The following is a 25,532-nucleotide window of genomic DNA, read 5'->3' as shown; positions in this document are numbered from 1 at the left end:
ACATGATCGATCGACGCGACTTTATCGTTGCCCTGGGGGCAACCGGGCTGCTTACGGCATGTCAGAGTGCCGGACCGCCAAAGCCGTCGGTCATCACGGTCAAACTGACTGGTGCGGCCGGTATGAATGCTGGACCAGGCGGCGGCGACCGGCCAGTGACGGTGCTCGTGATGCGGCTGCGCAGCACCGGGAAATTCAACTCCGCCGATTATTTTGCTTTGCAGGGGGATGCCGGCTCGGCACTGGCAGGCGATCTGATCGGGTCTGACCAGATTGCGGTGGGGCCGGGAAAGACCGCGTCCAAGACGATTACGGTCGAACCGGAAGCGACGGCCCTGGGCTTCGTTGCGCTGATTCGTGAGCCTGGTGGACGAAACTGGCGGACGACCAAATCGGTCTCGCCGGGATCAAACTTGACGATCAATGTCACGCTTGGCAGCGGCGGCATTTCCGCCTAGCGGCCAAGGCAAGGGGAGTTCGATGCAGAGAGTAGCCGCATGAGCGATGCAAACAGGGTGCTGTGGTCCGAGGGCCTTTTTCTCAGGACCCAGCATTTCCAGCAGCAGGATCGTTTCTTTGAGGCGACTGTGCGCGGCGCGCTGCAGGCCGGCCAACTGCATACATTCGGCTTTCAGCAATTGATGCTGGACCAGTCCTTGCTCGATGCCGGCCAGATCTCGATCCTGTCCGCACGAGGCATTTTCCCGGACGGGACCCCCTTTTCCATTCCCGAAATGATGGATGCGCCGCGTCCGCTGCCGGTCACCCCTGACACGGGTGCCGGCCCGGTGCTGGTCGCGTTGCCGCTCGAGCCTGCCGGCGGCATCGGTTTCGATCCGGCACACGCGGCACCCACTGGCGCGCGCTATCATGGGCGGATTGTTTCGGTGCGCGATGCCGTCCAGGGCGGTTCAGATCCCGAAGAAATCGAAATCGCCCGTCCGCAGGCCCTGCTGCTGGCACCTGGCAAATCGGTCGGCGGCTACACCGCCTTGCCGATCGCCGACATAAAGGGGGTTCGAGCCGATGGCGGCGTTTCCCTGAACGAGACGTTCCTGCCGCCGGCACTGGTTACCGGCGCGGTGGGCTGGTACCGGCAATTGCTTCTGGAAGTGGTCACAGGCCTTGACCAGATCGCCGAGGCGCATGGCAAGATGGTCATGGGCGGGCCAGGGCGCAGCGTTGAAGACCTGTTGCTGCTCAATCTCGCCAATGCGGCGCGTCCGCGGCTGGCCCACATGCTTGCGCAGGATGTTTTCCATCCGGCCGAACTTTACCTAGAACTCGTCGGGCTCGCCGGTTCGATGGCTACCTACGGCGCAAGCGCGCGGCGACTGGGCGAGTTGCCCGCTTACGATCACATGGCCCCCGGGCCGGCCTATTCGGCGCTGGCCGATGCGCTGCGCTCGCTCATCTTGAGCCTGCGCTACATCGAGCCGAAATCGCGCGCGCTGCCTGTCATGCGGCATTCGACCAATGTCTGGAAAGTCCGCATCGACAACCCAAAGCTGCTGGTGGCCAGCCGCATCGTCATCCGGGTCGGTTCGGAGCTGTCAGAGGACGCGCTGCGCAAGATATTCGTCAACCAGGCGACTGTCGGCTCGGCCGATCAGTTCGAGGGCCTGTGGAAGTCACGCCTGCCCGGCATCCCGCTGAAGCCGCTCCATTCCCAGCCGCGCGAGATCCCTTACGACGGCGATCGGCTGTGCCTTGAGCTGGACCAGAAAAGCGAACACTGGGCATCGCTGCTTGATGCGCCGGGCTTTGTCATCGGTGTTTCGGGTGTATTGCCGAGCGAGCCGCAGGTTGACTGCTATTCGGTGAACAGGTGAGATCATGAGCCGGGATGATCCTTTCGGACTGTCGGAGGATCGCGAACGCACCCGCATAAGGCTGACCGGCGCGCCGATGCCGCGACCGATGGCGGCACCCTTGCCGGGCGGGCCGATAAGGCGGTCGCGCACCCACCCGAACGGGCTTGTCAACGCCTTCGCGCCCTTGCTCGAGTTTGCTCCAGAGCTTGAAAGCGCGCTGGCACCGGAGAATCCAGAAGCGTTGCGCACTCGGCTGCTCGAAGAACTGGTTCGGGCACGCGACACCGTAATGGCGGCGGGATCCTCGATGGAACGGGCCGATCAGGCAGCCTGGGTGGTGGCGGCCTTGCTCGATGATCTGGCCCTGAACACGCCCTGGGGCGGGGCCAGCGCATGGCCGCGCCAGCCGCTTGTGGTCATGCTGCGCGGCGATGTCGATGCCGGCACGCAGTTCTTCACCCGGCTCGACGAACTCGAACGCCATCCGAACCGCGATCGCGAATTGCTGGAACTGCAGTATGACTGCCTGGCACTCGGTTTTCGCGGCAAGTATCGCGTGCCCGGCCGGTCGGGCGATCGCTCGATCAATGCCGTTCGGGTGGCAGCGGCACGCTTCCTGCGCGATGCCGACGCCGAGAACGCGCCGCTGTCGCCGAACTGGAAAGGCGTAATCGCATCCGACGAGCCGCAGCGCTTCATCGTTCCGATCTGGGTGATGGCCCTCGGCGCGGTGGTCATCGCCACCGCGACCTATATCGGGCTCTCAGGGGGCCTGAGCAGCCAGGCGGTCGAGCTTTCCGCCCTGGTGCGCGCGCTGCCGCCGCCGACCCGTGGCGACATCAGCCGCTTGGCGCCAACGGTCGATGCGCCGCCGCCACAGACCGTGGATTTCGCGCTGCTACCCGAATTTGAAGCCGGGGCGCCGCCCGATCTCAAATCGGCTCTCAGCGGCACCGAGAGCGTTTCGCTGGCCAAGCTGGTAATCCAGGCCTCCAACCCTGAATTGTTCCAATCGTCGCGGCCAACACTGACTAAAGGATTCGAGCCGCTGATCGGGTCGATCGCCAAGGTGATCCTCGCCAATCAGGAACTGATCGGCAACATCACGGTGGTCGGACATACGGACAGCGTTCCTGTGCAAAAAACCAATCCGCTGTCGACCAACCAGCGCCTGTCCGAGGCCCGCGCCCAGACCATTGCCGACATGCTGGTGCAGAACGGAGTGCCTCAGGAACGCGTTCACTCCGAGGGCCGAGCAGCCACAGATCCGGTTGCTGACGACAGCACGCGCGCGGGCCGGGCCTTGAACCGCCGCGTCGAGGTGCTGGTCGAAAAGAGGCTGTGAGATGTTCATCCTGCGCTTCCTCTGGGCGGTCCTGACATCGCGCTGGCTGTGGACGCTGATCGGCATCACGTTGCTTTCCCTGGTGATCTGGGTGTTCGGCCCGATCGTCAGGGTCGGTCCCTACGAACCTTTCGCCTCCGACAATGTGCGCATCGTCATCATCGCGCTGCTGGTCATCTTCTGGCTGGTCTGGCTGATCGTTGCCCAACGCCGGGCGATCCGCGCCAATCGCATGTTCGTCGCCGAGATTGCCGCTCCGGCGGTAGAAAAGCCGCTCAGCCCCGGCGAAGAAAACGTCGCTGCCGTCGGTGCCAAGTTCGCCGAGGTCATGGCCGAGTTGAAGCGCCGGAAGCTCGGCGGGCGCACGTTCCTGCGTGAGATGCCCTGGTACGTGATCGTCGGTCCGCCGGCCACCGGCAAGACCACAGCCTTGCGGCAGTCAGGGTTGAATTTTCCGATCGACCTGACCGACGACCTGCAAGGGGTGGGCGGCACACGCAATTGCGACTGGTTCTTTTCGGAGAACGCGGTTCTGATCGACACTGCAGGCCGCTATGTCCAGCAGGAAAGCCAGCCCGATGTCGACGCGGCGGAGTGGCTGGGCTTCCTCGACCTTTTGAAGAAGCACAGGGGACGCCGCGCGCTCAACGGTGTGATCGTCGCGCTTTCGATCGATGTGCTTTCGGAGGGCGACGAGGCCATCAAGGCGCATGGCCGCAAGATCCGCCGTCGGCTGGCCGAGCTCAACGATCGGCTCGAAATCCGCCTTCCGGTCTATCTGATGCTGACCAAAGCCGATCTGATCAAGGGGTTCGAGGCGTTCTTCGGCGGCTTGTCCACGGCTGCGCGCGAGCAGGTCTGGGGGACCACCTTCGCGCTGGATGCACGCGTCGATACAAAGACCATCGAGCGCGAAATCGCGACGCTAGCGACCGAGCTCGAGCGGCGGCTGGTGCCTCGGCTGGAGGATGAGGACAAGCTTGCTAACCGCGCCGAAATCTTCAGGTTTCCCGCCCAGCTCGCCAGCCTGTGCGAACCGATCCAGGTGCTGGTCGAGGCGATGTTCGGCGAAAGCCGGTATGAGGAGGCCGCCTGGCTGCGTGGCCTCTATCTGACATCGGCGACCCAGGAAGGGGCGCCGATCGATCGGCTGACCGCGGCGCTGTCTGCCTCCTTCGGACTTCCGCCGCGCCGGGCGTTGCCGGCGCCGCGCGTCGAAAAACGCAGCTTCTTCCTAAGGGATCTGCTTACCGAAGTCATCTTCAAGGAAGCGGGCCTCGGCACATTCGATCCGCTGGCGCAACGCCGCCGCGCCTGGATCTGGCGAGGTGCGGCCGCCGCATGTGCCGCGGCCGCTTTGCTGACAGGGGCACTGTTCACCTGGTCCTATTACGACAACCGCAACGCGATCACGGCCCAGGCTAGCCAGTTCGAGGCGCTGCAAACACCGCTGACCTCGGCCGCGGCAACCCCGGCATCGGTAGAACAGCCTGCCATCGATGGCGCTCTCAGCGCGATGGATGAGGTCGCCAATGCCCGGACAACGCCGCCTGGCGCTGTGCAGGATCTGCTCGGACCATCGGCGTCGGCGGAGCTGGTGCGAGCACAGACCGACACTTACGACCACGCTTTGCGCAACATACTTGAGCCGCACATGGTGGCGCTGCTCGAGGCGACGATGTGGCGGCAGATCCGCGATCCGGACTTCATGCTTGGCGCGCTGAAGACCTATCGCATGATGACCGGCCTTTCCCAGATGGATCCGGACTTCGCCCAGAACTGGTGGGTGAACAGTCTGCCTGAATTCGCGGCGGCTGCCCCCTTTCCGACAGCTGACGCGGAAGAGCACCAGCTTGCCGCGATCCGTCGCATGGCAGTCGACGCCAGCTATATCGCCCCGGACCAGGCGCTGGTTGCCGAGGCACTGAAAACCGTCTGTACGATTTCGTTGCCGGCGCGTGCTTATAAGCAGTTGCTGGCGGACCCGGCGGTGACCGCGCTAAAGGAATGGGTTCCGGCGAACTTCGCCGGCCCCAACGGCGCCAAGGTGTTTGCGCGTCGCTCCGACAAGACGCTTCGCGTCGGCATTTCGGGCGCGTTCACCTATGCCGGCTTCCAAGACGCCATTCTCGACCGGGTCGAGGATGTCGCCGCCCAGGCAGCGCTCGACCGGGCGGTGTTCGCCGGCGGTTGCTCGGAAAATTCAGAAACCTCGGTCTCGGCGCTATCCGAAGATATTCTGAAGCTCTATTACGATGACTATATCGCGCAATGGGACAGCTTCCTGCGCGACATGAGGCTGGCGCCATTGACCGACCTCAACGTCGCCAGCGAGAATCTCAAGGATCTCTCAAGCGCCGATTCCGCGCTCAAACGACTGGTCACGGCCGTGGTCCAGGAGACTGAGCTTACGCGATCCGATGAAGCGCCGGCAAACGACAAGGCCGCGGCGTCAGGCGGCTCGAAACTGCTCGGCAAGCTGGGCAAGCTTGGCAAGATCGTAAAAACCGGAGCAAAGCTTTTGCCGCGCGCCGGCTCCGCCGACGAGGTGGATCTTACCGGCAGTCTGGTGGCCGAGCACTTCAAGCCGCTCAAGGGCGCCATCGCCGAGGTCGACGGCCAGCCGCCGGCGCTCGACGCCGCCATCGTCGCACTGACTGCGCTGTCCAACGTGCTGCAGACGGTGACGGCAAACCCGGACCCGCAGGACGCCATTAAAAAGCAGGGCGGCCTTGCCGAACTGACTGGAGCGGTCGCCAGGCAGGCGCAGATCCTGCCAGATCCGATCGACGACTGGCTGGGGGGCATTGCCGGCGATACCAGCGGCCTGACACAGAAGGCGGTCACCTCGGAGCTCAACGCCATCTGGCGCGCCGACATCCTGCCGTTCTGCCAGGCCGCACTCAACGACCGCTATCCGTTCAGCCCTGACAGCGCCGTGGACGTCAATGTTCGCGACTTCGCCCGCCTGTTCGGACCGGCAGGGCTGATCGACACCTTCATCAACGACCACCTGATCAGCTATGTCGACACGTCGGCGCAGCCATGGAAATGGCGCGCCGATTTCGGCCTTGACCCTTCGGCGCTGGCTGCGTTCGAACAGGCAAGGCGGATCCGCGATGATCTCTTTCCAGGCGGTACGGGCCCGGTGATGAGCTTCACGCTCGAACCGAAGGACCTGTCTCCCAACGTCACGCGCGTGACGCTCAACCTCGATGGCCAGAACCTCGTCTACTACAACAACGCAACGAGGCCGCAGCCGATGACGTGGCCCGGCAAGGACGGCACAGGCGTCATCTCGCTGGCCTTCCAGCCGATCGATGGCTCGCCCGAAATCATGCTCAACGAGACCGGCAGCTGGGCCTGGCTGAGAATGCTGCGCAGCGGTCGTTTCACTGGCACCTCCCTATCCGATGTCTACAGCCTGCGCCTGGGGACGAACGGCATGTACGCCGATTTCCAACTCAAGGCTGCCAGCGTCGAAAATCCTTACAACCTGCAGATGTTCAAGAAATTCTCATGTCCGCCGCAGATATGATCCTGCCCGGCTTCTACGGCAAAATGCCCGCCACCGGCGATTTCGTGACGCGGCGGCTGCCCGGGGATTTTGTGCGCAACTGGGACCGATGGCTGGCGCAACATCTGGTCCCGCTGCTCGGCCGGGAAACTTGGCCGCGCACCACCGCGCTGCGCTTTTTGGCCGGCCCGGCTTCGTTCGGCGCATCGGCAGGGATCATTTTGCAGAGCGCCGACAGGGTCGGCAGGCAATTCCCTCTGAGTGTCGTAGCCCAGCTTCCTGAAGTCTGCGTTGAGCTTGCCTATGCCGATGCATGGTTTGCCGAGATCGAAAAGGTGGCCATCGCTGCCCAAAATGGCGAGCTGACGCCGGACGAATTGGATGGCGCGCTGGCTACACTACCGGCGCCGCCAGTCGAGCCGGGCGAAGAGCTCATCAGCGATATGGTGATGTGGACAGCGCGTTCGGACATTTTCGACATCGACCCGCTGTCGCCGCAGACGACGTTGGAACAAATCTTTGCGGAGAGCTGGGAGACCAGCTTATACGGGGGCGAACACTGATGTTTGTTAGCGGCAATACCACGCCATTTTTGGCAGAAGCTTTTCCCTATCAGGACAAGCACTGCGTAAGACACTGTGTGGCTGTCGTCCGCGCTACATTCGATGTCGATACAGACGGAAAATGCACGCCCAGCAAACAGCAGTCGCCATTCGTCTATTCCGATACGCACTATGGTGACCCGGAAACGACTTCAATTCGAGTCGAGACAGACTTTGTCCCTGTCAAGCCGAAGTGCGAGGTTCTGCTCGACGCAGCGGCAATGGCGCCGGGCGGGCGACCCATTGAGTCGCTCGAGGTAGGACTATTTGGACCCAACCTACAAAAACGTGCAATCGTAACCGGGCAGCGGCGTTGGTTCCGGGGCGGCCTTGGCATTCAGGCGTCGCCGCCGACTCCGTTCATATCGATGCCACTCGCCTGGCATCTTGCTTTCGGCGGCACCGACCGCACCAATCCTGATCCCGCCAAGCATAGCAGCGATGCTGTCAACCCGATTGGCAGCGGCTATCTGGTCGGCCAGAGCAACATCGACGGAACGACACTGCCTTGTATCGAGCACCCGCATTCGCGGATGCGCATCTGGAACGACCGACCGCGCCCGATCGGCTTCGGCCCTGTACCGCGCTTCGCGAAGGAGAGAGCGCTATATGCTGGCACATACGACAAGCATTGGATGGACAACGTCTTGCCCTTCCTGCCGCACGACTTCGACGACCGTTATTTCCAGGCGGCGCCGCAGGATCAATGGGTGGATCAGCTCACCGAAGGTCTGATGTTCGGCTGCCTGAACATGAACAAAAGCGGGAAGTTCAAGGTAAGACTGCCTGCGCTCTCGATCCCGGTGCGTTTCCTTTTCAATGATATAACCGAGTCCAGGGCATTGCGCCCTGACACACTGGTCCTTGTGCCCCACGAGAACCGAATCGTGCTTGTTGGACGGGTTGCGACGAAGTTGCCGCGTAAGATGACCAAGCTGCAAGAAGTTCATGTCGGTGTAAGCCTTATCCCGGAGGACGGCGACAAGCCGCACTATGCCGGCTTGGCAGTGGCCATCAAAGAACTCAAGAAAATGCGGCGCTGGTCGTGACCGCAATCTCCTGTCTCAGCCTCGTCTCTCCGGTCGGTTATTCTCCCGCTAGTGCGGTCGCGGCGATGCGCGCGGGTATTGCGGCCTTTGGTGAGTTGCCATACCGCGACGCTAATGGTGAGGCGATTCTTGGTGCTGTTGTTAATGCATTTGCGCCTGATTTGCGGGGCCGAGACCGACTTTCCGCACTGGTAGAGTTCGCAATTGATCAGTTGGATCCCGACGCTACTGAGGCGTTGCCTTGGGGGCAGATGCCGCTGATCCTGTGCACGCGGGAGCCCGAGATGCCCGGGGGCCGGATAAACGGCATCCTCGGCGGTATCACGCTACCGCACGGAGCGCCGCTGGCCGGTCCGAAATCGGGACATATAGCAGCCGGCCCGATTTCAGCCTTCGCGGCAATTTCGCGTGCCCGCGACCTGCTGCAAAACCGTGACGTGCCCGCTTGCATCGTTTTGGCCGTGGACAGTCTCATCGATGCGCGCACCCTCGGCTGGCTGGATGCCAGGGCACGCTTAAAGACCACAATCGAGACCGACGGTCTTATTCCCGGAGAAGGTGCCTGCATAACCGTTGTCAGCCGGCAGCCAATTACCCAGAGCCACGTTATCGTAAGGGGTCTTGGGCTCGGTCGTGAAACAGCAACAATTTACAACGAGGAGCCTCTCCGCGCCAATGGCCTTACCGCAGCGCTGAAGATCGCCTTGGAAGAGGCCGGCGTGCACATGCATGACGTGGCATTCCGCCTGTCCGATGTCGCGGGCGAGTCTTATGCGTTCGAAGAGCTCGTTCTTGCCCAGATGAGAACGATGCGAAAAACCCGGCCTGAACAACCGGTGTGGCATGCGGCCGACTGTATCGGCGACAGCGGGGCGGCTGCCGGCCTTATCCAGTTTGCCTGGGCGGAGCAGGCCTATAAGAGAAACTATGCTCCTGGAGCAATCGCAGCGCTGCATGGAAGCTCAAGCTTCGGTGGCCGGGCCGCCGCCATTGTGACAGCGTAGGGCGGGGCAACAGGTGACGAAAGACGTCTTCGCGGAAAAATGGGAAATTGCCGGCAAGAACGGCATGAACCAGTCCATCGCCCGGTTCCCAGATGTTTGCATGTCACCGCCCTCGCCGCCGGCGGGTCCAATTCCCGTTCCTTACCCCAACACGTCCTTTTCAAGTGACCTGAAGGAAGGCTCCGAAACCGTCTATATCGGAGGCAAGCCCGTCGCGCTGGCACAGAAATCTTACTACAAAACATCCCCGCTCGGAAACGAGGCCGCAACCCGCACGTTCGGGGCATCGGTCATTACGCACCAGATCACAGGAAAGACCTACTTCCAATCCTGGTGCATGAGCGTGAAATTCGAGGACAAGAACGTTTGTCGTCACATCGACCTGACAACGAGCAACCACGCATCACATGTTGGAGCCACACCGCCTCAGCCTTCAAGAGAGACGCAGAATTTTAAGCAAGCGAAGAAGGCAGTCGAGGCTGGTAAGTGCCCTTGCTGTGGTCTTAATCTCCACTCCTGGCAGAAAGACCCTGCAACCAACAAGGCCTACCCTGTGATGAAGGAAAACGACTTCTGGAAGAAGAAGGTCGCGAGTATCAAGCCAACTAAGGCCACCGAACAGGCCCATTTATCAGGCGTTCTTAAAAAGATGAATAGGCTGAAAGCGAAAAACAGGCGTCTGGCCAAAGAAGGAAAGCCCAGTTGTCCGAATGTGCACAAGGCAGACAATCAAGGTTGCGCCTTGTACTTTGACATTCCCAAAGGTGCGCGAATACCTTCTCTTGCAACCCCAGCCAAGCCGGCGGGTCCGACGCCCGCACAGGCTGCTTATGATGCATTCACGCCTCTTAAGAAAACCCAGGTCACAAGAGCATGGGAAAGAGTTACGAAACAAACAGTTCCGGCAGCCCCACCAGCAGGAAGCCCGCCAGGTACACCCAATCCGGGCAAACTCAATCACAAAACCCCGAGGATGGCGGGCGGCTGCAACAACAAAGGCAATGTCGTTCCGCAGCATTTCATGGACTACCCGGAATGCAATGAGATCGAAAACTTACAGAGTGAGCTCGAAAAAGTAAATGATCTTCTTCCGTAGGCGTACATATGGCTAAATACCCGAAAATTTCTGACTATGACTTCCAGGACCTGGCTGTTGGATTTCACATCAACAAGCTCGATCTTCAATCACTTGATTTGGCAGAACTTCTCTCCAGCAACAGGCTTTGGGAGAGAATTGCCGGCCAATTCCTCGCCTGTGAACGAGGAAGATTTACAGACCTCTCGAAACTCGGGCCGCTAATAAGGGAAAATCCCCTATACGTGGTTTGGCATGCCGCATCCACACTTTCTGGATATGCAGGAACAATTGAAATCGTTTTGGACGTTTTTAACTATATAGAAAACAAGGACTCCGATAATTACTTGTACTTTTTGGCGATGGCATTGGGTGCTACATCCAATATTAGGGCGATTGATCGTCTCTTGGACCTCCACAATAGAGCCTTAGATATCGAGCCGAGGCGCCAGATAGAACGTGAACTCTCCTATTTGCTCGAAGCAGATGACAACGCAATCATGGCTGGCGCCACTGAGGAGCTCGAGGATGGGGAGAGGATCAATCGCGAGGCATACTTTCCTCGCGTTGCAAGTTCGCGCGGCAACCTGATCCAGAAGATTGCGTCACCCGAAGTGCCCATCTTCGGGGGGGAAATACTTGATATTGTAAATATTGCAAAGAGCATGCTTGGTAGAATACGCTCGGGGATTGGTGACTTTCAATTGGGGCGGCTCTATCGCGAACGACTGCTCTTCGAAGCGACGACGGGCGTCAACTGCTCGGGTTTCTTCAATGAGGAGGCCGACCTGAATCCGCTTCAGGCCGCCGGCATTCTTGAGACGTTCCTCGAGAGCAATGACGTACACAAATTTGCATCAGGTCAGCGTTACTTTTTCGGCCATCCGATTGCGACCTGAAAACTCCAGCGGGTTGACCCTCCGTGCTCTACCGCGTGACCAGCAGGCCGGCTGCCCTGCCCCAGGCTTCGACCTTGTCCGCTAAAGGCACTTTCGCCATGCCGTCGACAAAGCATGCGAGAAAGGGCTTTCCGGCCTCTGTGGCGTCGATGGTGAAGAGATCGCCATCTTCCCTCGCCTCGGGAAACAGCTCGAGAAACGCGGCGCCGGCAGCAATTGCCAGCTGCGGCTCGCGCATGCGATCAACCAGCCAATTCAATACTCTGCGGTCGCCCAGCATTCCGATGCCGCGCACCGCAAGCGGTGCCGTCACGGGGGCAGTCATCATTCGGCCCATCCATGCACGAACTTCCTTTTCGGGGCCTGCCTTCACAACGGCGCGCATAGCAACTAGCGCATTTACTCCAGCAGTAGGCACAGCCTTCTTGAGGTTGTCGCGTGCGGCATCGCCGGAGCCAAGTTCCGTCAGAGCCCAAGCCGCCCACAAACGCACGAATTCGTCGCGATCGACAAGTCGATCGAAGAGCTCGCGTGCGAGGTCCGTCCGTTTCAGCGTGCCGGCCAATCGTGCGCTCGTGGCACGAACCTTGGCATCTGAATCACGAACCAATCGTACAAGAATGTGCTTAGGATCCACGCTATGTTCCTGGCAAGCCGAAACGGCCAGCAGGCGTTTGAAGGCATCGCCGCTGCCTATCCATTCGCGCACAAAGGGAGCAATCGTCATTGCATCATGCCAGGCGAGAGCTCCCAACAGGCCAGGCGTACTGTCTGGAGCGAGACGTCCAAATTCGACCACCTGGCCGACACGCCCGTGGTCCATCAGCTCGAGCGCAGCCCAGCCCAAGGCAAACAGCTCGCCCTTTTCAGAGAAGTCTTCATATTGCTTCAGCAAAAACGGCCAGGCACTCGCACTTGCGATTCGCAATCCGTCTAAGTTGATTGCCAGACGCTGACCTACGCTGTCGATAGCTTTTGGGTCCGGGGGATCACTTGCCAACAAATTGTCACGCTGCGCCCAGAGGAATGCAGCCCGCTCCGCATGCTGGCGAACGATATCCGTTGCCACACGTCTCTTGGGCCACGCCCTGGTGCGATGCTCGGAGGCGGACATTAATTCAGATTGATCGAGCCGCCGCGAATGTTGTTAGCACCGCTGGCATGGCTAACGACGTAAGTCCCCCGAATGACAATATGACCGTCGCTGTCCATGATGATGCTTGCTTTGCCGCATCGAAGCTCGATTCGTTTCTGGGCTTTCACCCGAACATATTCACCATCGCTCAGGACCTGCGTAAAGGCAGCTGCTTTGCGCGCGGGATCGACGATACGCCCCATGATCAAAGGACGCAGCAGATTGCCATCCTCGAACAGAAGAGCCACTTCGGACCCGACCATATCCAGGGTCAGCTCAACGAGAGCGCGCGCCGAAAGCGCCTGCTCTTGCGGATTGCCGGGAAAAACGACAAGTGGGCCATCGTCACCGTAGCCGAGAAAAACACCAATCACGACGCCGTCGATGCTCTGCTTCACCTTGCTCATAGCTAACCTCAATTTTGATTAATGCTCGAGCCCTTCATGACGATGTCACCCGAGGCTTTGGTGTTGATCTTGCCGGACGCCTTCGTGAAGATGTCCTTGCCGTCGATGGTAATGGTTCCATCTTTTTTCATGACAATCTTGGCGCTGCCGCATTTAAAGGTGATTGAATCCGCTGCCTCGAGCGTAAATTCCTTCCCGATATTGACGACGCCGCTTTCCTTCACGTCCGTCAAGCTTCCCTTGGCGACTTTCAGTATGTACCCGCCGCCGACGTCAGTGCTGTCATTGGACTTGATGTTCGAGATGCGCGAGGCCCCTACGTCGATTGCCTGTGAGGCGGCTATTGCGATGGTCTGTCCGGCACCGATGCTTACGCTCTGATCGGCGGCAATGGTCCAAGTGTCGGAGGCCCCGATACTGTGACTTTGAGCGGAGCCAACAGTCACCGACCTTGTCGCGCCGATTGTATTCACCTGCGGACCGCCGACGCTTCGCGTCTCGGCCGCCCCGACCGTATCGACGCGAGCAGCACCCACCGTGATGGTCTGCACAATCCCTACTGTCTGCGAATGATTGGCGTCGATATTCTCTGTCGAGTTCGACACTACATGGATGGTTTCGTTGGCCTCGACTGTCAGCGAACGGTTCACGCCCACCGTCTCGGTGTCGTTCGAGCCGATATTCGTTGTCTGGTCGACGCCGACCTTGACCGTCTTGTTGTTGCCGACGTCCTCGTCGAGGTTGTGGCCGACGGAGTGCTTGGCGTCGTGATCGATGCGGTCCGACTGGTCATGCTGTACCAGCTTGTTGCGGTCGTGCTTGATCAGAAGGTGGTGGTCCTTCTGCGCTTGGAAATTGACCAGCTCGGAGCCGGCCTTGTCCTCGAACATCAGCTCGTTGTAGCCGCCGCCGCCTTTCGATGAATCGGATTTCCAGCCGGATTGCGTGGCATTGCCGGGCAGTCCGTAGGGCGGCATCTGCGCGGCGTTGTAGACCCTGCCGGTAATGATCGGCAGGTCAGGATCACCTTCGATAAAGTCGACGATGACCTCCTGCCCGATGCGGGGTATCTGGATAAAACCCCAGCCGCTGCCGGCCCAGGTCTGCGAAACCCGCACGAAGCAGGAACTGTTCTGGTCCTTCTTGCCCAGCCGATCCCAATGGAACTGCACTTTCACCCGTGCATATTTGTCGGTGAATATCTCCTCGCCGGATGGGCCGACCACCGTCGCCGTCTGCGGGCCGCGCATGATCGGCCGTGTCGTGACCCGCGGCGGACGATAGGGCAAGGCAGTCGGTGCCACGCCGAGGATCACCTTGAAATTCTCGCTTTCGACGTCGGCATGGGCTCTGTAGCCCGGATCGAACAGCCTGTATTCGGCGCTGACCACCAGATATTCCTGATTCTGGTCCTCGCGCGGAAAACCGTCCAGCTTGAACGTGCAGCCTGAATACAGGCCGCGCACGGTTCCGACCGCGGCGATGCGCTGGTGTACCGCCTGGATTTCCTCGCGCCGGATCGCCGCTAAACTATCACCACGTCCCACCTCAAGATGCGCACCGGGCTGGCGATAGTTCTCACCCGCTGCGAGTTTGTGACCAAAGGGCTGGGCCGACTTGGCCATCAGGTCGGCGCCCGGCTTTTTGAAATCATAATCGGTATGGACGTAGGCGCCGGGCCGCACCGAACTGCCCGGGATCCATTCGGTGATATATTCGACATCGCGCCGGGAGCCCTGCCCTTCAAAGTGGTAGGGCACTTTCTCATAACCTGGCGCCGGCTTCAGCTTGCTCATCGCATCGGCGAGCACAAGCGTGTGCTTGCCCTCGCCATGCTCGAAGAAATACAGGATGCCCTCGTGCTCGAGCAGCCGCTGCACGAAATCGAGATCGGTCTCGTCATATTGCACGCAGTATTCGCGCGATGAATAGGAGCCTTGCAGGCGCTTCTCGAATTTTGCCGTGCTGTATTTCGAAAACACTTCTTCGACGATTTCGACAACGCTCATGTTTTGAAAAATACGGCAATCGGTCGTGTTGCCGAGAAACCAGAGCCATGGTCTGGCGACCGCTTCGTAATAGGCCAATCGGTCCTCGATCCGGGTAAGTCTGAACTCGGACACAAGGCCGCTGAACCAACGTTTCGGATCGGATTCACCTTCGATCGAGACAGCCCCACCCAGCATCTTCAGCGGATCGATGTCGTGGTCGGTGCTTACGAACCCAACCGTATAGGCGAAACAACGGCTTATCTCATCGCGCCCGACAAGATGCGTGAAGGTCAACAGCTCGGCGCCAAGCGGCGTCTGCACAACCGTGGCACGTTCATTCGGCATTGGTCGTGCCCCTCCTGGACCCGGCCGCCAGTGGATTTGAAGGTCCTGCTATATTAACGACATCAGGTTCAGGAACTCAAAGCCCACACCAATTCTCGCTGGGTTGCTAGTCCGTGTTGAGCGTACCACATGTTGTTGCGCCGGCCCAAGAGCCCATGCAGAGCTGGGCGAATCTGCAAGATCCGGGGTTCGCCCGCTGCCTTGCGCCAAAGTGATGCGAATTTGGATTAGCCACGCTAAAAACATGGAGTATCGTGCCGACAAGGCCGCCAGCGATCACACAGGCGATTTCGCATGTTAATCAGTCTGCAGATCAGCAATGTCGATGCCCTGCCCGCTGGCGTGTCGCCCGGCTACAGATCGCGTGATCGCAGCTTCAAAATCGGGCGCGAAAATTGCGACTGGATCTTACCCGACCCTGACAAGTTCATCTCCGGCCGGCATTGCCAGATCCGATACGAGGCAGGCGCGTTTTGGCTTCACGATATCTCGCGCAATGGCACTTTCATTAACGGATCGAGCCAACGCATCACCGGTCCGCACCGGCTGGACCACGGCGACAGGCTCCTGGTCGGCCGCTACGTCATCTCTGTATCGATTGACGAGCGCGCCACGCCAACTCATCCGCAAGGCAACCAAGGTTCGACGCAACGACACATGCCCGTCGTGGTCGATCGGCAGCTTGACTCTGGAGGCGAGCCTTTCTTGGGTTCGGCAGAGCGATGGCTCGGGCAACAAGCACCGTCGCTGCCCGCGTCCGTTCCTTCGACGAGAGACGAGGTGCTGCGGGAAATCGCGATTGGAGCGGGTATTTCCCCGGAACTGCTGCAGTCGCGGGACCCGCACGAAGTTGCGGCCGAAATCGGCTCGGTCCTTCGGGTCGTGGTCGAGCAACTGGCCTTGCTGCTGAAGGCACGTGCGGCTGCAAAGACATTGGCCAAGAGCCCACACCGAACAATGATAAGCTCGGCCGACAACAACCCCCTGAAGTTCGTGCCGGGAGTCGACGACATACTCGAAATCATGTTTGCACGGCGCAGAGCCGGCTATCTCAATGCCAGGAACAGTATCGAAGACGCGTTCCGCGATCTCAAGACGCACGAATTTGCGACTTATGCCGCCATGCAAGCTGCGCTGTCGCGACTGCTTGACGACCTGTCGCCGGAAGCGATCGGCAAAAAGCTCCCGCCGTCATCGTTTACCTCCAAGAAAAGTCAGGCATGGGACGCCTTTGTCACGACATGGCGGACGATGGAGGAGGGCCACGAAAACGGTATGCTGGACATATTCCTGGCTCATTTCAGCGAGGCCTATGCCAAAGCCGACAAGCAAAAATAAAACAATCCAAGGGACCGCGGCGCTGCAGCTGACCAAGAAAAAATCGTTGGCGTGCCGCATCATGTTCCAATCGGCAATATCTGAGACTACGATCACCTACGACAGTTCGCCAAGCGGGTAAGCCTGATTGACCTGGGGGTCGCGGCAAATGTCATGTTACGGCGGCATAGCATCCTGTAGGCAGGCTTCGTCCGGAGCACACTCTCGCCGGCAGGCCCCTTGCTTGCCCGGTCCGGCCAGGAAACGTCTGGCGCCTCTCACCCACAGATGCCGACACCGCATGGCGACGGAACCCCGACGATGAGCTCGAAGGACGGTCCTTTCGGCCCAGCGGGCAAGACTGTCATTCGCGCCAATCCCCGGCGCGCGCAGACTCCAGGCCTAACCCCAAAGGAGCCCACTGCGGACAGTGTCAGTCCCTCGCAAGTCAAGGACTCGACGGTTTTCGATCCCGGTATCGGCCGCCATGCGCCGCCGGGCTGGACATCCGGAACCGTTCTTTATTTAGGAGCACCATCCGGTGCTGCGGCGAAGACCGGGGCGGTCGCATCAAGGCCGGCGATCCAGCAGGAGATCCTTCTCGAGGCCGCGGACGGCGTCAAATATTCTGCGGCAAATCCGATACTCGCCGCGTCAGCACCGCTGCTCATGCTGTTCGGCCAACTCAGGCTTATCTCCGTCGAAAGGCAAGCAGAGCCATTGGCGGAACATATCGCCGAGGCGCTGGAGAGGTTCGACCGGACACTGGAAAAGTCAGGCGTTGCCGAAGAGGACGCACGCATCGCAAAATTCGCTCTTTGCGAAACCGCCGACGATCTTATCGGCAACCTGCCCTGGGCCGGCAAAGACGCCTGGGCGCAGCACAGCATGCTATTACAGTTCTTTCACGTTGAGCCCACTGGCGCGGGCTTCTTCGAAGCACTGAACAAGGTATTGGCCAATCCGGAGCCGCACTACGATCTGCTCGAGCTGATGCATGTCTGCCTGTCCCTGGGATTTGAGGGCCAGTATCGGGGCCTGGCGCGCGAAGACACCAGTCTTGAACGTGTCCGGGGCGATGTCTATGAGACGCTCCGCTACTTCAGGGCCCGCGCCGGAGAGGACATCTCACCGCGCTGGCAAGGCATGGCGGCGACGATGGTGCCGTCTTCGGCCCGCCTGCCGCTCTGGGTCGTTGCGGCAACGGCGTCGGCCCTGCTGACGGCGGCGTTCTTCACGTTGCGGGTCTTCATGACGGACGAGGGCGATGCTGCCGCCAGCCAATTGCTGGCGCTCAACCCATCGACGCCGCTGACCATCGAGCGCACCAGCGTGGCGCCGCTTGCCGAACCGGCGAAAGTCGTCCCGCCGGCCGCAACCACGCAGATCGATCGCATCCGTTCGGCGCTGGTCACGCAAATCGAGCGCGGCGGGCTGACCATCGGCACTAAGGGCGACTTCATCGTGGTGGAGATCAACAATCTCGTGTTGTTCCAGCCTGGCAAGGCCGAAGTGAAGCCTGAGTTTCAGCCACTAGCCGCAGAGATCGCCGCAGCCCTGGAGCGCGAGCCCGGGCCAATCAGGATCGTCGGCCACACGGACAATGTGAAGCCACGGAAATCGAGCCCGTTCAAATCCAACTTCGACCTTTCCGTCGCCCGGGCGAAGGCCGTTGAAACAATGATCGCCCCGAAATTCAGCAATCCCTCGCGAATAACCACCGACGGCAAGGGCGAAGACGAGCCAATTGCCGACAACGCGACGCCCGAAGGCCGCGCCAAGAACCGCCGTGTCGACGTGATGATCCCCAAGGAGGAAACGTTGTGAACACCGCCGGTCGGAAACGCCCATGACGCGCTGGCTGCTGCGGATATTCAGCACGGTCGCGTTGGCCGGTTTCGCGGCCGCGGTCTGGTTTGCCGGACCTTTGATCCGCTTCGCCGATACCCGGCCTCTGGGATCCGTCTGGCTGCGCGCCACAATCATCGGCACGATCGTGGCGATGGCGGCCCTCTTTTACGGAGTGCGCTTTTGGCAGAGGAGAAAGGCCCAAAAAGCGCTCGAGACGGTCGTCGCTCGCGCCGACGGCAGCAATGACGATTCGCCGGTGCTCGAGGCGCGCATGAATGAGGCCATCGCAGCGTTGAAGCGGTCGAGCGGCAAGCGCAATTTCCTCTACGATATCCCCTGGTACGTCATCATTGGTCCGCCTGGCGCAGGCAAGACGACGGCACTGGTCAATTCGGGCCTGAATTTTCCGCTTGCCGGTTCGGGAAACGCCCAGCCGGTGGCCGGTGTCGGCGGCACCCGCTCCTGCGACTGGTGGTTCACCGAAGAGGCAGTGCTGATCGATACGGCAGGACGCTACACGACGCAGGATTCCAATGCCGGAAGCGACAGCAAGAGCTGGCTCGCCTTCTTGTCCCTGCTTAAGAAATACCGCGCCAGGCACCCGATAAACGGGGTCATCCTGGCCATCAGCCTTGTCGACCTCATCAGTCTCGACGACCAGCAGCTCGACGCCCACGTCCTGGAAATACGCAGTCGCCTGAGGGAAATCTACGAAACGCTGAAAATCCAGTTTCCGGTGTACCTGCTTTTCACCAAGGCTGATCTTGTTTCCGGCTTCATGGATTATTTCGGCGGTTTCGACGAGCCGCGCAGGCGCAAGGTCTGGGGCGCGACATTCCAGACCACAGACCGCAACAAGAATATGGCTGGTGAGGCTCCGGCCGAATTCGATGCACTGGCAAAACGTTTGGCGGAAGAGATGGCTGACCGTCTGCAGGAGGAGGCTGATCCGGTCGCGCGGATATCGATCTTTGGCTTCCCGGCGCAGTTTGGCGCGATGAGGGGCCGAATTGCCAGTTTCGTCACCAGCCTGTTCGATCCGGTCCGCAGCCAGGTGAATGTCAGCTTGCGTGGGTTCTATTTTTCGTCAGGCACCCAAGAGGGAACGCCGATTGATCAGCTGCTGGGCGCAATCGGCCGCAGTTTCGGCAACAATTCCCGCGACCATCTGTCAGGAACCGGCAAAAGCTTTTTTTTGCATGATCTTCTGACTAAGGTCATTTTCGCCGAATCCGGATGGGTTTCGTACGACAGGTCGGCTGAGAGGCGGGCAGCGGCCATCAGATATGGCGGCTTTGGCATCATAGCGTTGCTCACCGCGGCGGCGCTTGGCACCCTCGGCTTGAGCTTTACGGCCAACCGCTCGCTGATCGCCTCTACGATGCAGGCCACGAGCCAGTATCGCGAGACGACGGACGCCCTGCTCAAAAGCACCACGGTCACCGATGTCGACCTCGAAAATGTCATTGGGCCGCTCGATCATCTGCGCAACCTGCCGGCCGGCTTCGAAAGCAGTGACTTACCGACGCCGATTGAGGAAGCGTTCGGCCTAAGCCAGCGGGAAAGGCTTCTTTCAGCATCCAAAACGGCTTACCGGCAAGCACTGGAACGAATGTTCCGATCGCGTCTGCTGATTCAGGCTGAGCGGACAGTCCAAGCGACGATGGCTGACCCGGCCCAGCTCTATGAACCGCTGAAGATTTATTTGATGCTCGGCGGCAAGGCACCCAAGGTCGATGACGCCTTGATCATTTCCTGGATGAAGCAGGATTGGGAGCAGCACCGGTATCCGGGCGAGAGCAACCGCGAAGGACGCGCGCAGCTCGAAAAGCACCTGCGCGCCATGCTTGCGTTGGACGACGCCTATGATCCGGTTTTCGAACTCAACCAGCCACTTGTCGAAGCGGCCCAACGCTCACTCGGGCGCATGAGCCTTGCCGATCGTGCGTCCGCATTGATCAAGTCGGCGGTGTACGCGGCTGCGCTGGACGATTTTGCTGTTTCCCTCAAAGGTGGGCCGGAAGCGCAGTTTGTGTTCGAGCGCGTCGATGGCGGCGATCTGTCGAAACTTCGTGTTCCCGGTCTCTACACCTATGCCGGCTTCAACAACTTCTATCTTGGACAACTTTCGGACGTTGCGCAGATGCTCGTCGACGATCAGTGGGTTCTGGGCGGTGGCGGCGAGCAAGGCAGTATCGATCAGGATTTGCTCAAGCTCGGCCCCGAACTTCTCGATGGCTACGGCAAGGAGTTTGCAGCCGCGTGGAACAGCGTTCTCGACGGCTTGAAATTCAAAGCAATGCTCAACGACGAGCCGCACTATGTCGCGCTTTCCGCCGTCGCCTCACCAACCTCGCCGATCGAACAGCTTTTTACGGCGATCGCCTACGAAACAGCTCTGACGCGCGACCCGGTGTCCGGCAGAGACTCGGACGCCGGGGCAGAAGGCATCGCCCAGAGCCCGTCCCAGGACGCTGCGCACATGGCCAAAGGCCTGGCTCGCATCGGCATTCAAATCGGCACCGCAAAATCGCAAAGCCGCGCCGGTACGGGGTCGGCGAGCTCACAAAGCCAGAGTCCCGGGGCAAACATCGAAGCGCAGTTCAGGTCGTTCCAGGCTCTGGTGAGCGGTCCTGTCGGACACCGTCCGATCGATGCATTGACCCAGAATTTTCGTGATATCTACCAGAGCCTGCAACTGGCGACGGAGGTCCCTTCACAGACGGAACGCGTGAACACGAACCTGCAGCTGCAGATAGCCACCCTTCGCGCCAATGTATCGCGTCTGCCCAAGCAACTCGGCAGAATGGTCAATGCAACGGCAGACGAGTTTGAGGGCAACGCGGCCGAAATTTCGGTGGCGAATTTGAACCAGATGCTCGACCAGGCCGTCACACAGCCCTGCGAGGAGGCGGTCAACGGCCGCTATCCTTTCGCCAGCGACGCCACCGAGGATATTGCGATGGCGGATTTTGCAAAGTTGTTCGCTCCGGGCGGCCTGATGGACCGGTTCTTCGCACAAAATCTCGCATCGTTGATCGACATGAGCGGCCAGGACTGGAGCTGGAAACAGGATGCGCGCTTCGGGCGCGACCTCTCGAAGCCAACGCTGAAAGACTTCCAGCTGGCTGCGGAAATCCGCGGCGCATTTTTTCCCTCGGGCGGGTCAGTGCCCTCGGTCGACCTAACCTTTACCCCGTTCTCGCTGCACGGCGATGCCGATGCTGCGGTGCTCGATGTCGATGGCCAGATCGTCCAGAGCAAGCAGGCGGGTAATGCGCCAAGCACTGTGTCCTGGCCGAACGGCATGGCCGCGGGATCTGCCAGTCTGAGACTGACCCCGGAAATGCCGGGCCGCGAATCCGCCATCAAGTTCGAAGGGCCGTGGTCGCTGAAACGGTTGCTGGACAAGGCCACGATCACCACCAAGGACAGCACTGTTGAAGCCCGCTTCGTAATCGGCGGACGTGACGTGGCCTACACGATTCAGGCCGGTTCCGGTCCCACTCCCTTCTTCCTTCCGGCACTTTCGGCATTTAGCTGTCCGAAGGCGTTTTGAGATTGGTAGCGGCTCAAAGTCCAAAGCGCCTGGTTTGTGCGCATGCCCAGACCGTCCGCCAGCAATCCAGGCAAGCAACCGCCGCGCCAGGCCCCCGACAAGCGTGTGTCGCTGGCAGCGCTAGCTGATGCCCTATCCGGTGGGTAGCGAAATGGATTTTCCATAACTGTCGAGCACCGCTGCAACTTCGTCGAACATGCTCGACAAGGATCGGGTTTCCTGCGGCAGAAGTTGAAAGTCAGGTCTCTCAAAGAGAGCGAGGCAGATCTCGCTGGAATCGTGTCGCGATTGGTAGGCCAATCCGTCCGGCTGATCTCGATGACGCCACAGCGCGTCAGACCAAAGTCCGCAAGACTCATAAGGCGCGGTCGAAATCGCGTTGTCCGTGCCCACGGCTTGAAGTCCCGGTCCATACAAACGCACAACCTGCAACGGCCGGTCCGAGACCAACCCCGATGCGGAGCGCTCCAGTATATCTGCCATGCTGACCATGAGGCGTTGCGGATTGCGGAGCAGTGTTTCGGCCAGCGCGCCGCGAAGCGTCAACCCGGCATAAATGACTCCGAACCACCCGCCCGCGCTGTCAAAACGACTGGTCGGCGGCACGCCTCGTCCCGGACCGAAAAAAATCGGGTCGAGCCAAGTTCGGTGAATACGGTGCAACACCTGACCGGCTTCTATTTCATCAATAGGAAGCGAGATATCGTCAAGCCAAACGGGAGGAGCAGGCGCCACACCTAGTGGACCTCGGCGTGCTGCCCGCTCCATGGAAATCACGCAAACCCATCCGCAGCCTCACTGCGTAAAACGCGCAGCACTGAATCTCGATCGCCGGCCCTCAACGCCTCAAGTGGCGTGCGCCCTCCAAGCACCGAGTCTGGGGCGAGCAAGAAGTCCAGCGCCATCCACGGTCCGGCTGAAGTGTAGGCCCGCACAACGTCCGCGATGCCGGCGACCACATCTGTTTCGTCAAATTGACAAGCAGGATATCGCCAGTCGCTTCCCTCCCGAACGGCAAGCAGCGACCCGGCCCGCCGGCGCTTGTCCACTGCCTGTCGCGAAATGCCGAGCAGCCGTCCAGCATCCTCGGCCGACAAGGTGCCACCCGCACGCTCGATCAGAATCTTGCGGTGTTCGACCTTCCTTGCAAGGGCGGGAACGAGTGGGTCGAGTTCTATGACAGCTGACCCGATGACGTCAGACTGGCTGAGAAGCCGGGCGAGCGAACCGGCATCGGTCGGGGCTGACAAAGCGTCAGAGAGAACCTTCGAAGAGGCAGTGGCTGCTATGCGCTCCAGCGCTGACGTGGCGCGTCGAAGAAACATCGCCTGAAGGCTATCAGACCGGAGAACACTTGTGTTTGGCACTGTCCGAGCCATGATGACCTCATTGGTTTACATGAGGAACATATAGATACGGTATTGCCTAAGTCAACCAGCTTGCGACGCCGCGATATCCGGGGAGATCGCAGTAGGGGCAGCTGACAGCCGCGTCGCGTCGTGAAAACCATTTCTTGGGTTTTTCCTTGCAGTGACGCCCTCCAGAAATTTCGATACTTTAATATTCCAGCCTGTGGCAAAGTGGCGGCAGCGAGCGCCTGAAGGTGCGCCGCAGAGGACGCTTTGAGAAGCGCTTGGTGGCAAGGTGAGCGATGTCGCCCTTTCCTTTGAAAGCTTCGGCGTGAGCCACAATGGCTGTGTCCGTGAGCATAATGAAGACAACTATCTGGTCGAGCCACGAACCGGCCTGTGGGTGGTGGCCGACGGAATGGGTGGACATGAAGCCGGAGAGGTCGCTTCAGCCAGCATTGTCGATCATCTGGCCACGATCGGCATTGCCAGCTCCGCCCCAGATCTTCGGGCGCGCTTCGAGGACAGGCTGAGCCGCGCCAACGCCGAGATCCGCAGGATCTCCGAATCCCGCGGCATAACCATCGGCTCCACCGTTGCCGCCCTCTTGGCGATGGATGGGCGATTTGCCTGCCTGTGGGCGGGCGACAGCCGGGTTTATCTGGTCCGCAACGCCTCGATCTCGCAGATCTCGAGGGACCACACCGAAGTTCAGGAACTTCTCGATCGCGGCATGATCAGCGCAGCCGAGGCGCTCACCTGGCCGCGCCGCAATGTCATCACGCATGCGGTAGGCGTCAGCGACGAAATCGTCATCGATTTCCAGCAAGGCGAAATCATGCCGGGAGACATCTTTGTGTTGTGCACAGATGGGCTGACGGCGCATTTGACCGACGCCGAGATCGGAGCCGCGGTGGTGTCCGCGACGCCTCAGGCGGCTTGCGAAAATCTGCTGCAAATGGTGCTGGCGCGGGGCGGAACAGACAATGTCACCATTGTGCTGGTGAAGTTCGCAAACGGGCACAACAGACATCCCCCCTACCCTGATCTGTCCAGAGCGGAGGGTTGAGGCTGATGAGCGCCGACGACAAGACGCGAATATCGCCGCAGCTGGCCAACACCGCCGTCGGCACGCAACTCAGCGGCATCTACGAACTTGACGAGCGGATCGCATTCGGTGGCATGGGCGAGGTCTACCGTGGCCACAACATCCAGACTGGCGACCACGTCGCGATCAAGATCGTCCTGCCCGAATTTGCCCGCGACCCGACGATCTTGTCCTTGTTCCGCAAGGAAGCGTCAATCCTCAATCACCTGTCGCACGATGCGGTCGTGCGATATCACGTCTTCACCATCGATCCCGGGATCGGCCGTCCCTACCTTGCCATGGAATTTGTCGACGGCGAGTCGCTGCACGACATCATGCGACGTGGCCCGATGCCGACTGAAGAGGTACGCAAGCTCTGCCATCGCCTCACTTCGGGTCTGAGCGCCGTGCATCAAGCGGGAGCAATTCACCGCGACCTCTCCCCCGATAACATCATCTTGCCAGGGGGTAGAGTCGACCGCGCCAAGATCATCGATTTCGGTATTGCGCGATCGGCGACCGTCGGCGGGGAGACCCTGATCGGCGGAAAATTCGCGGGAAAGTACAACTACGTTTCGCCCGAACAGCTTGGGCTCTACAGCGGCGATGTCAGCGAGCAATCCGACATCTACAGCCTGGGGCTGGTGCTGGTTGCCGCTCTGCGCGGGAAGCCGATCGACATGAGCGGGTCCCAATTCGAGATCATCGAAAAGCGCCGGACCGTGCCCGACCTGTCCGACATCGACGACGATTTTCGTGGCATTGTTGAAGCCATGCTGCAGCCGGATCCGCGAGACCGCCCGGCGAGCATGGCGGAAATCGCCAGAATGACGCGTGACGAGGACGAAGGGACAACGCCGCCAACGTTCATGCCGACCCGCGATCGGCCGGGTTTGCCACGAGCGGGGCAAACCCTTGCGCCTGAGCCCAAGGCCCAGCCTTCCTATGATTTGGGGCGTGACGCGCCTGTGACGGCAGGTTCAGGTGGGCAGCGCTTCGTCCCGCATGTCCGGCCCGCGCTGTTGTCCGAACCGCGGCCTTCAGCAGTCGCCAGCCCGCCCCCCCCCCCGCCCCGCGGGGGGGGCCGCGCAAAAAACAAAAAACCACACCAAACACGGGATTAGGATCGGCCGCCGCGGCGGAACCCGGCGGGGCGCCGCGGTATGGGACGGTGTGTTTAGACGAC

At 60.4% G+C, this 25,532-nt stretch carries 19 protein-coding genes; 14 read left to right on the top strand and 5 right to left on the bottom strand.

All coding sequences use genetic code 11. The features are described from left to right. Positions 1 to 2 precede the first annotated feature (2 nt). The 9 genes from tssJ to NKI85_RS26960 are packed head-to-tail and all read left to right on the top strand — an operon-like array spanning position 3 to position 11,305. Entirely contained in the window at positions 3 to 458 is a 456-nt protein-coding gene (gene tssJ / locus NKI85_RS27000; RefSeq protein WP_352778917.1) for a type VI secretion system lipoprotein TssJ, read from the top strand. A gap of 39 nt (positions 459 to 497) precedes the next feature. Beyond that, positions 498 to 1,832: a type VI secretion system baseplate subunit TssK gene (gene tssK, locus NKI85_RS26995; RefSeq protein WP_352778915.1), complete on the top strand. Its 1,335-nt coding sequence runs from the start codon at positions 498 to 500 to the stop codon at positions 1,830 to 1,832. A gap of 4 nt (positions 1,833 to 1,836) precedes the next feature. Beyond that, positions 1,837 to 3,159 carry a type IVB secretion system protein IcmH/DotU gene (gene icmH / locus NKI85_RS26990; RefSeq protein ID WP_352778913.1) on the top strand — a complete coding sequence of 441 codons (1,323 nt, stop codon included), beginning with the start codon at positions 1,837 to 1,839 and terminating at the stop codon, positions 3,157 to 3,159. Between the two features lies 1 nt (position 3,160). After that, positions 3,161 to 6,697: a type VI secretion system membrane subunit TssM gene (gene tssM, locus NKI85_RS26985; protein ID WP_352778911.1), complete on the top strand. Its 3,537-nt coding sequence runs from the start codon at positions 3,161 to 3,163 to the stop codon at positions 6,695 to 6,697. Beyond that, positions 6,679 to 7,239 (top strand): type VI secretion system-associated protein TagF, encoded by a 561-nt coding sequence (gene tagF / locus NKI85_RS26980; RefSeq protein WP_352778909.1) that lies wholly within the window; start codon positions 6,679 to 6,681, stop codon positions 7,237 to 7,239. Before tssM (NKI85_RS26985) ends, tagF begins: the two co-directional genes overlap by 19 nt. After that, positions 7,239 to 8,327: a DUF2169 family type VI secretion system accessory protein gene (locus NKI85_RS26975; RefSeq protein WP_352778907.1), complete on the top strand. Its 1,089-nt coding sequence runs from the start codon at positions 7,239 to 7,241 to the stop codon at positions 8,325 to 8,327. The genes tagF and NKI85_RS26975 overlap by 1 nt, the downstream gene beginning before the upstream one ends. Continuing rightward, positions 8,324 to 9,331, top strand: a complete 1,008-nt coding sequence (locus NKI85_RS26970) for a hypothetical protein (RefSeq protein ID WP_352778905.1) — start codon at positions 8,324 to 8,326, stop codon at positions 9,329 to 9,331. The genes NKI85_RS26975 and NKI85_RS26970 overlap by 4 nt, the downstream gene beginning before the upstream one ends. A 13-nt stretch (positions 9,332 to 9,344) precedes the next feature. Beyond that, entirely contained in the window at positions 9,345 to 10,427 is a 1,083-nt protein-coding gene (locus NKI85_RS26965) for a DUF4150 domain-containing protein (protein WP_352778903.1), read from the top strand. Positions 10,428 to 10,435: 8 nt separating this feature from the next. Continuing rightward, positions 10,436 to 11,305 carry a hypothetical protein gene (locus tag NKI85_RS26960; protein WP_352778900.1) on the top strand — a complete coding sequence of 290 codons (870 nt, stop codon included), beginning with the start codon at positions 10,436 to 10,438 and terminating at the stop codon, positions 11,303 to 11,305. Positions 11,306 to 11,333: 28 nt separating this feature from the next. Here NKI85_RS26960 and NKI85_RS26955 read toward each other — a convergent pair whose 3' ends face one another. From NKI85_RS26955 to NKI85_RS26945, 3 genes are read right to left on the bottom strand one after another with little or no spacing between them, the layout of a single operon-like run. Continuing rightward, positions 11,334 to 12,374, bottom strand: a complete 1,041-nt coding sequence (locus NKI85_RS26955; protein WP_352778898.1) for a HEAT repeat domain-containing protein — start codon at positions 12,372 to 12,374, stop codon at positions 11,334 to 11,336. A 44-nt stretch (positions 12,375 to 12,418) separates the two neighbouring features. Further along, a complete protein-coding gene (locus NKI85_RS26950; RefSeq protein ID WP_352778896.1) occupies positions 12,419 to 12,847 on the bottom strand; it encodes a DUF6484 domain-containing protein in 429 nt (142 codons plus the stop codon). 8 nt (positions 12,848 to 12,855) lie between these two features. After that, positions 12,856 to 15,183: a type VI secretion system Vgr family protein gene (locus NKI85_RS26945; protein ID WP_352778894.1), complete on the bottom strand. Its 2,328-nt coding sequence runs from the start codon at positions 15,181 to 15,183 to the stop codon at positions 12,856 to 12,858. Positions 15,184 to 15,477: 294 nt separating this feature from the next. Here NKI85_RS26945 and tagH point away from each other — a divergent pair, with 294 nt between their 5' ends. From tagH to tssM (NKI85_RS26930), 3 genes are all read left to right on the top strand, one after another. Next, positions 15,478 to 16,521 carry a type VI secretion system-associated FHA domain protein TagH gene (gene tagH, locus NKI85_RS26940; protein WP_352778892.1) on the top strand — a complete coding sequence of 348 codons (1,044 nt, stop codon included), beginning with the start codon at positions 15,478 to 15,480 and terminating at the stop codon, positions 16,519 to 16,521. Positions 16,522 to 16,821: 300 nt separating this feature from the next. Beyond that, positions 16,822 to 18,327 carry a type VI secretion system protein TssL, long form gene (gene tssL / locus NKI85_RS26935; protein WP_352778890.1) on the top strand — a complete coding sequence of 502 codons (1,506 nt, stop codon included), beginning with the start codon at positions 16,822 to 16,824 and terminating at the stop codon, positions 18,325 to 18,327. Between the two features lie 22 nt (positions 18,328 to 18,349). After that, positions 18,350 to 21,910: a type VI secretion system membrane subunit TssM gene (gene tssM, locus NKI85_RS26930; protein ID WP_352778887.1), complete on the top strand. Its 3,561-nt coding sequence runs from the start codon at positions 18,350 to 18,352 to the stop codon at positions 21,908 to 21,910. A 132-nt stretch (positions 21,911 to 22,042) separates the two neighbouring features. Here tssM (NKI85_RS26930) and NKI85_RS26925 read toward each other — a convergent pair whose 3' ends face one another. Both NKI85_RS26925 and NKI85_RS26920 read right to left on the bottom strand, forming a co-directional pair. Continuing rightward, complete coding sequence (locus NKI85_RS26925; RefSeq protein WP_352778978.1) at positions 22,043 to 22,678, bottom strand: RES family NAD+ phosphorylase; 636 nt, start codon at positions 22,676 to 22,678, stop codon at positions 22,043 to 22,045. A 5-nt stretch (positions 22,679 to 22,683) separates the two neighbouring features. Beyond that, entirely contained in the window at positions 22,684 to 23,289 is a 606-nt protein-coding gene (locus NKI85_RS26920) for a helix-turn-helix domain-containing protein (protein ID WP_352778885.1), read from the bottom strand. 265 nt (positions 23,290 to 23,554) lie between these two features. Between NKI85_RS26920 and NKI85_RS26915 the strand changes: the two genes are divergently transcribed. Continuing rightward, complete coding sequence (locus NKI85_RS26915; protein WP_352778884.1) at positions 23,555 to 24,328, top strand: PP2C family protein-serine/threonine phosphatase; 774 nt, start codon at positions 23,555 to 23,557, stop codon at positions 24,326 to 24,328. Between the two features lie 5 nt (positions 24,329 to 24,333). Continuing rightward, positions 24,334 to 25,470 (top strand): serine/threonine-protein kinase, encoded by a 1,137-nt coding sequence (locus NKI85_RS26910; RefSeq protein ID WP_502900730.1) that lies wholly within the window; start codon positions 24,334 to 24,336, stop codon positions 25,468 to 25,470. The last annotated feature ends 62 nt before the right edge of the window (positions 25,471 to 25,532 follow it).

It is taken from the genome of Mesorhizobium sp. M0571 (genome assembly GCF_040320985.1).
In the GTDB taxonomy this organism is placed as follows: Bacteria; Pseudomonadota; Alphaproteobacteria; order Rhizobiales; family Rhizobiaceae; genus Mesorhizobium.
This window is presented reverse-complemented; position numbering and strand designations above follow the sequence as displayed.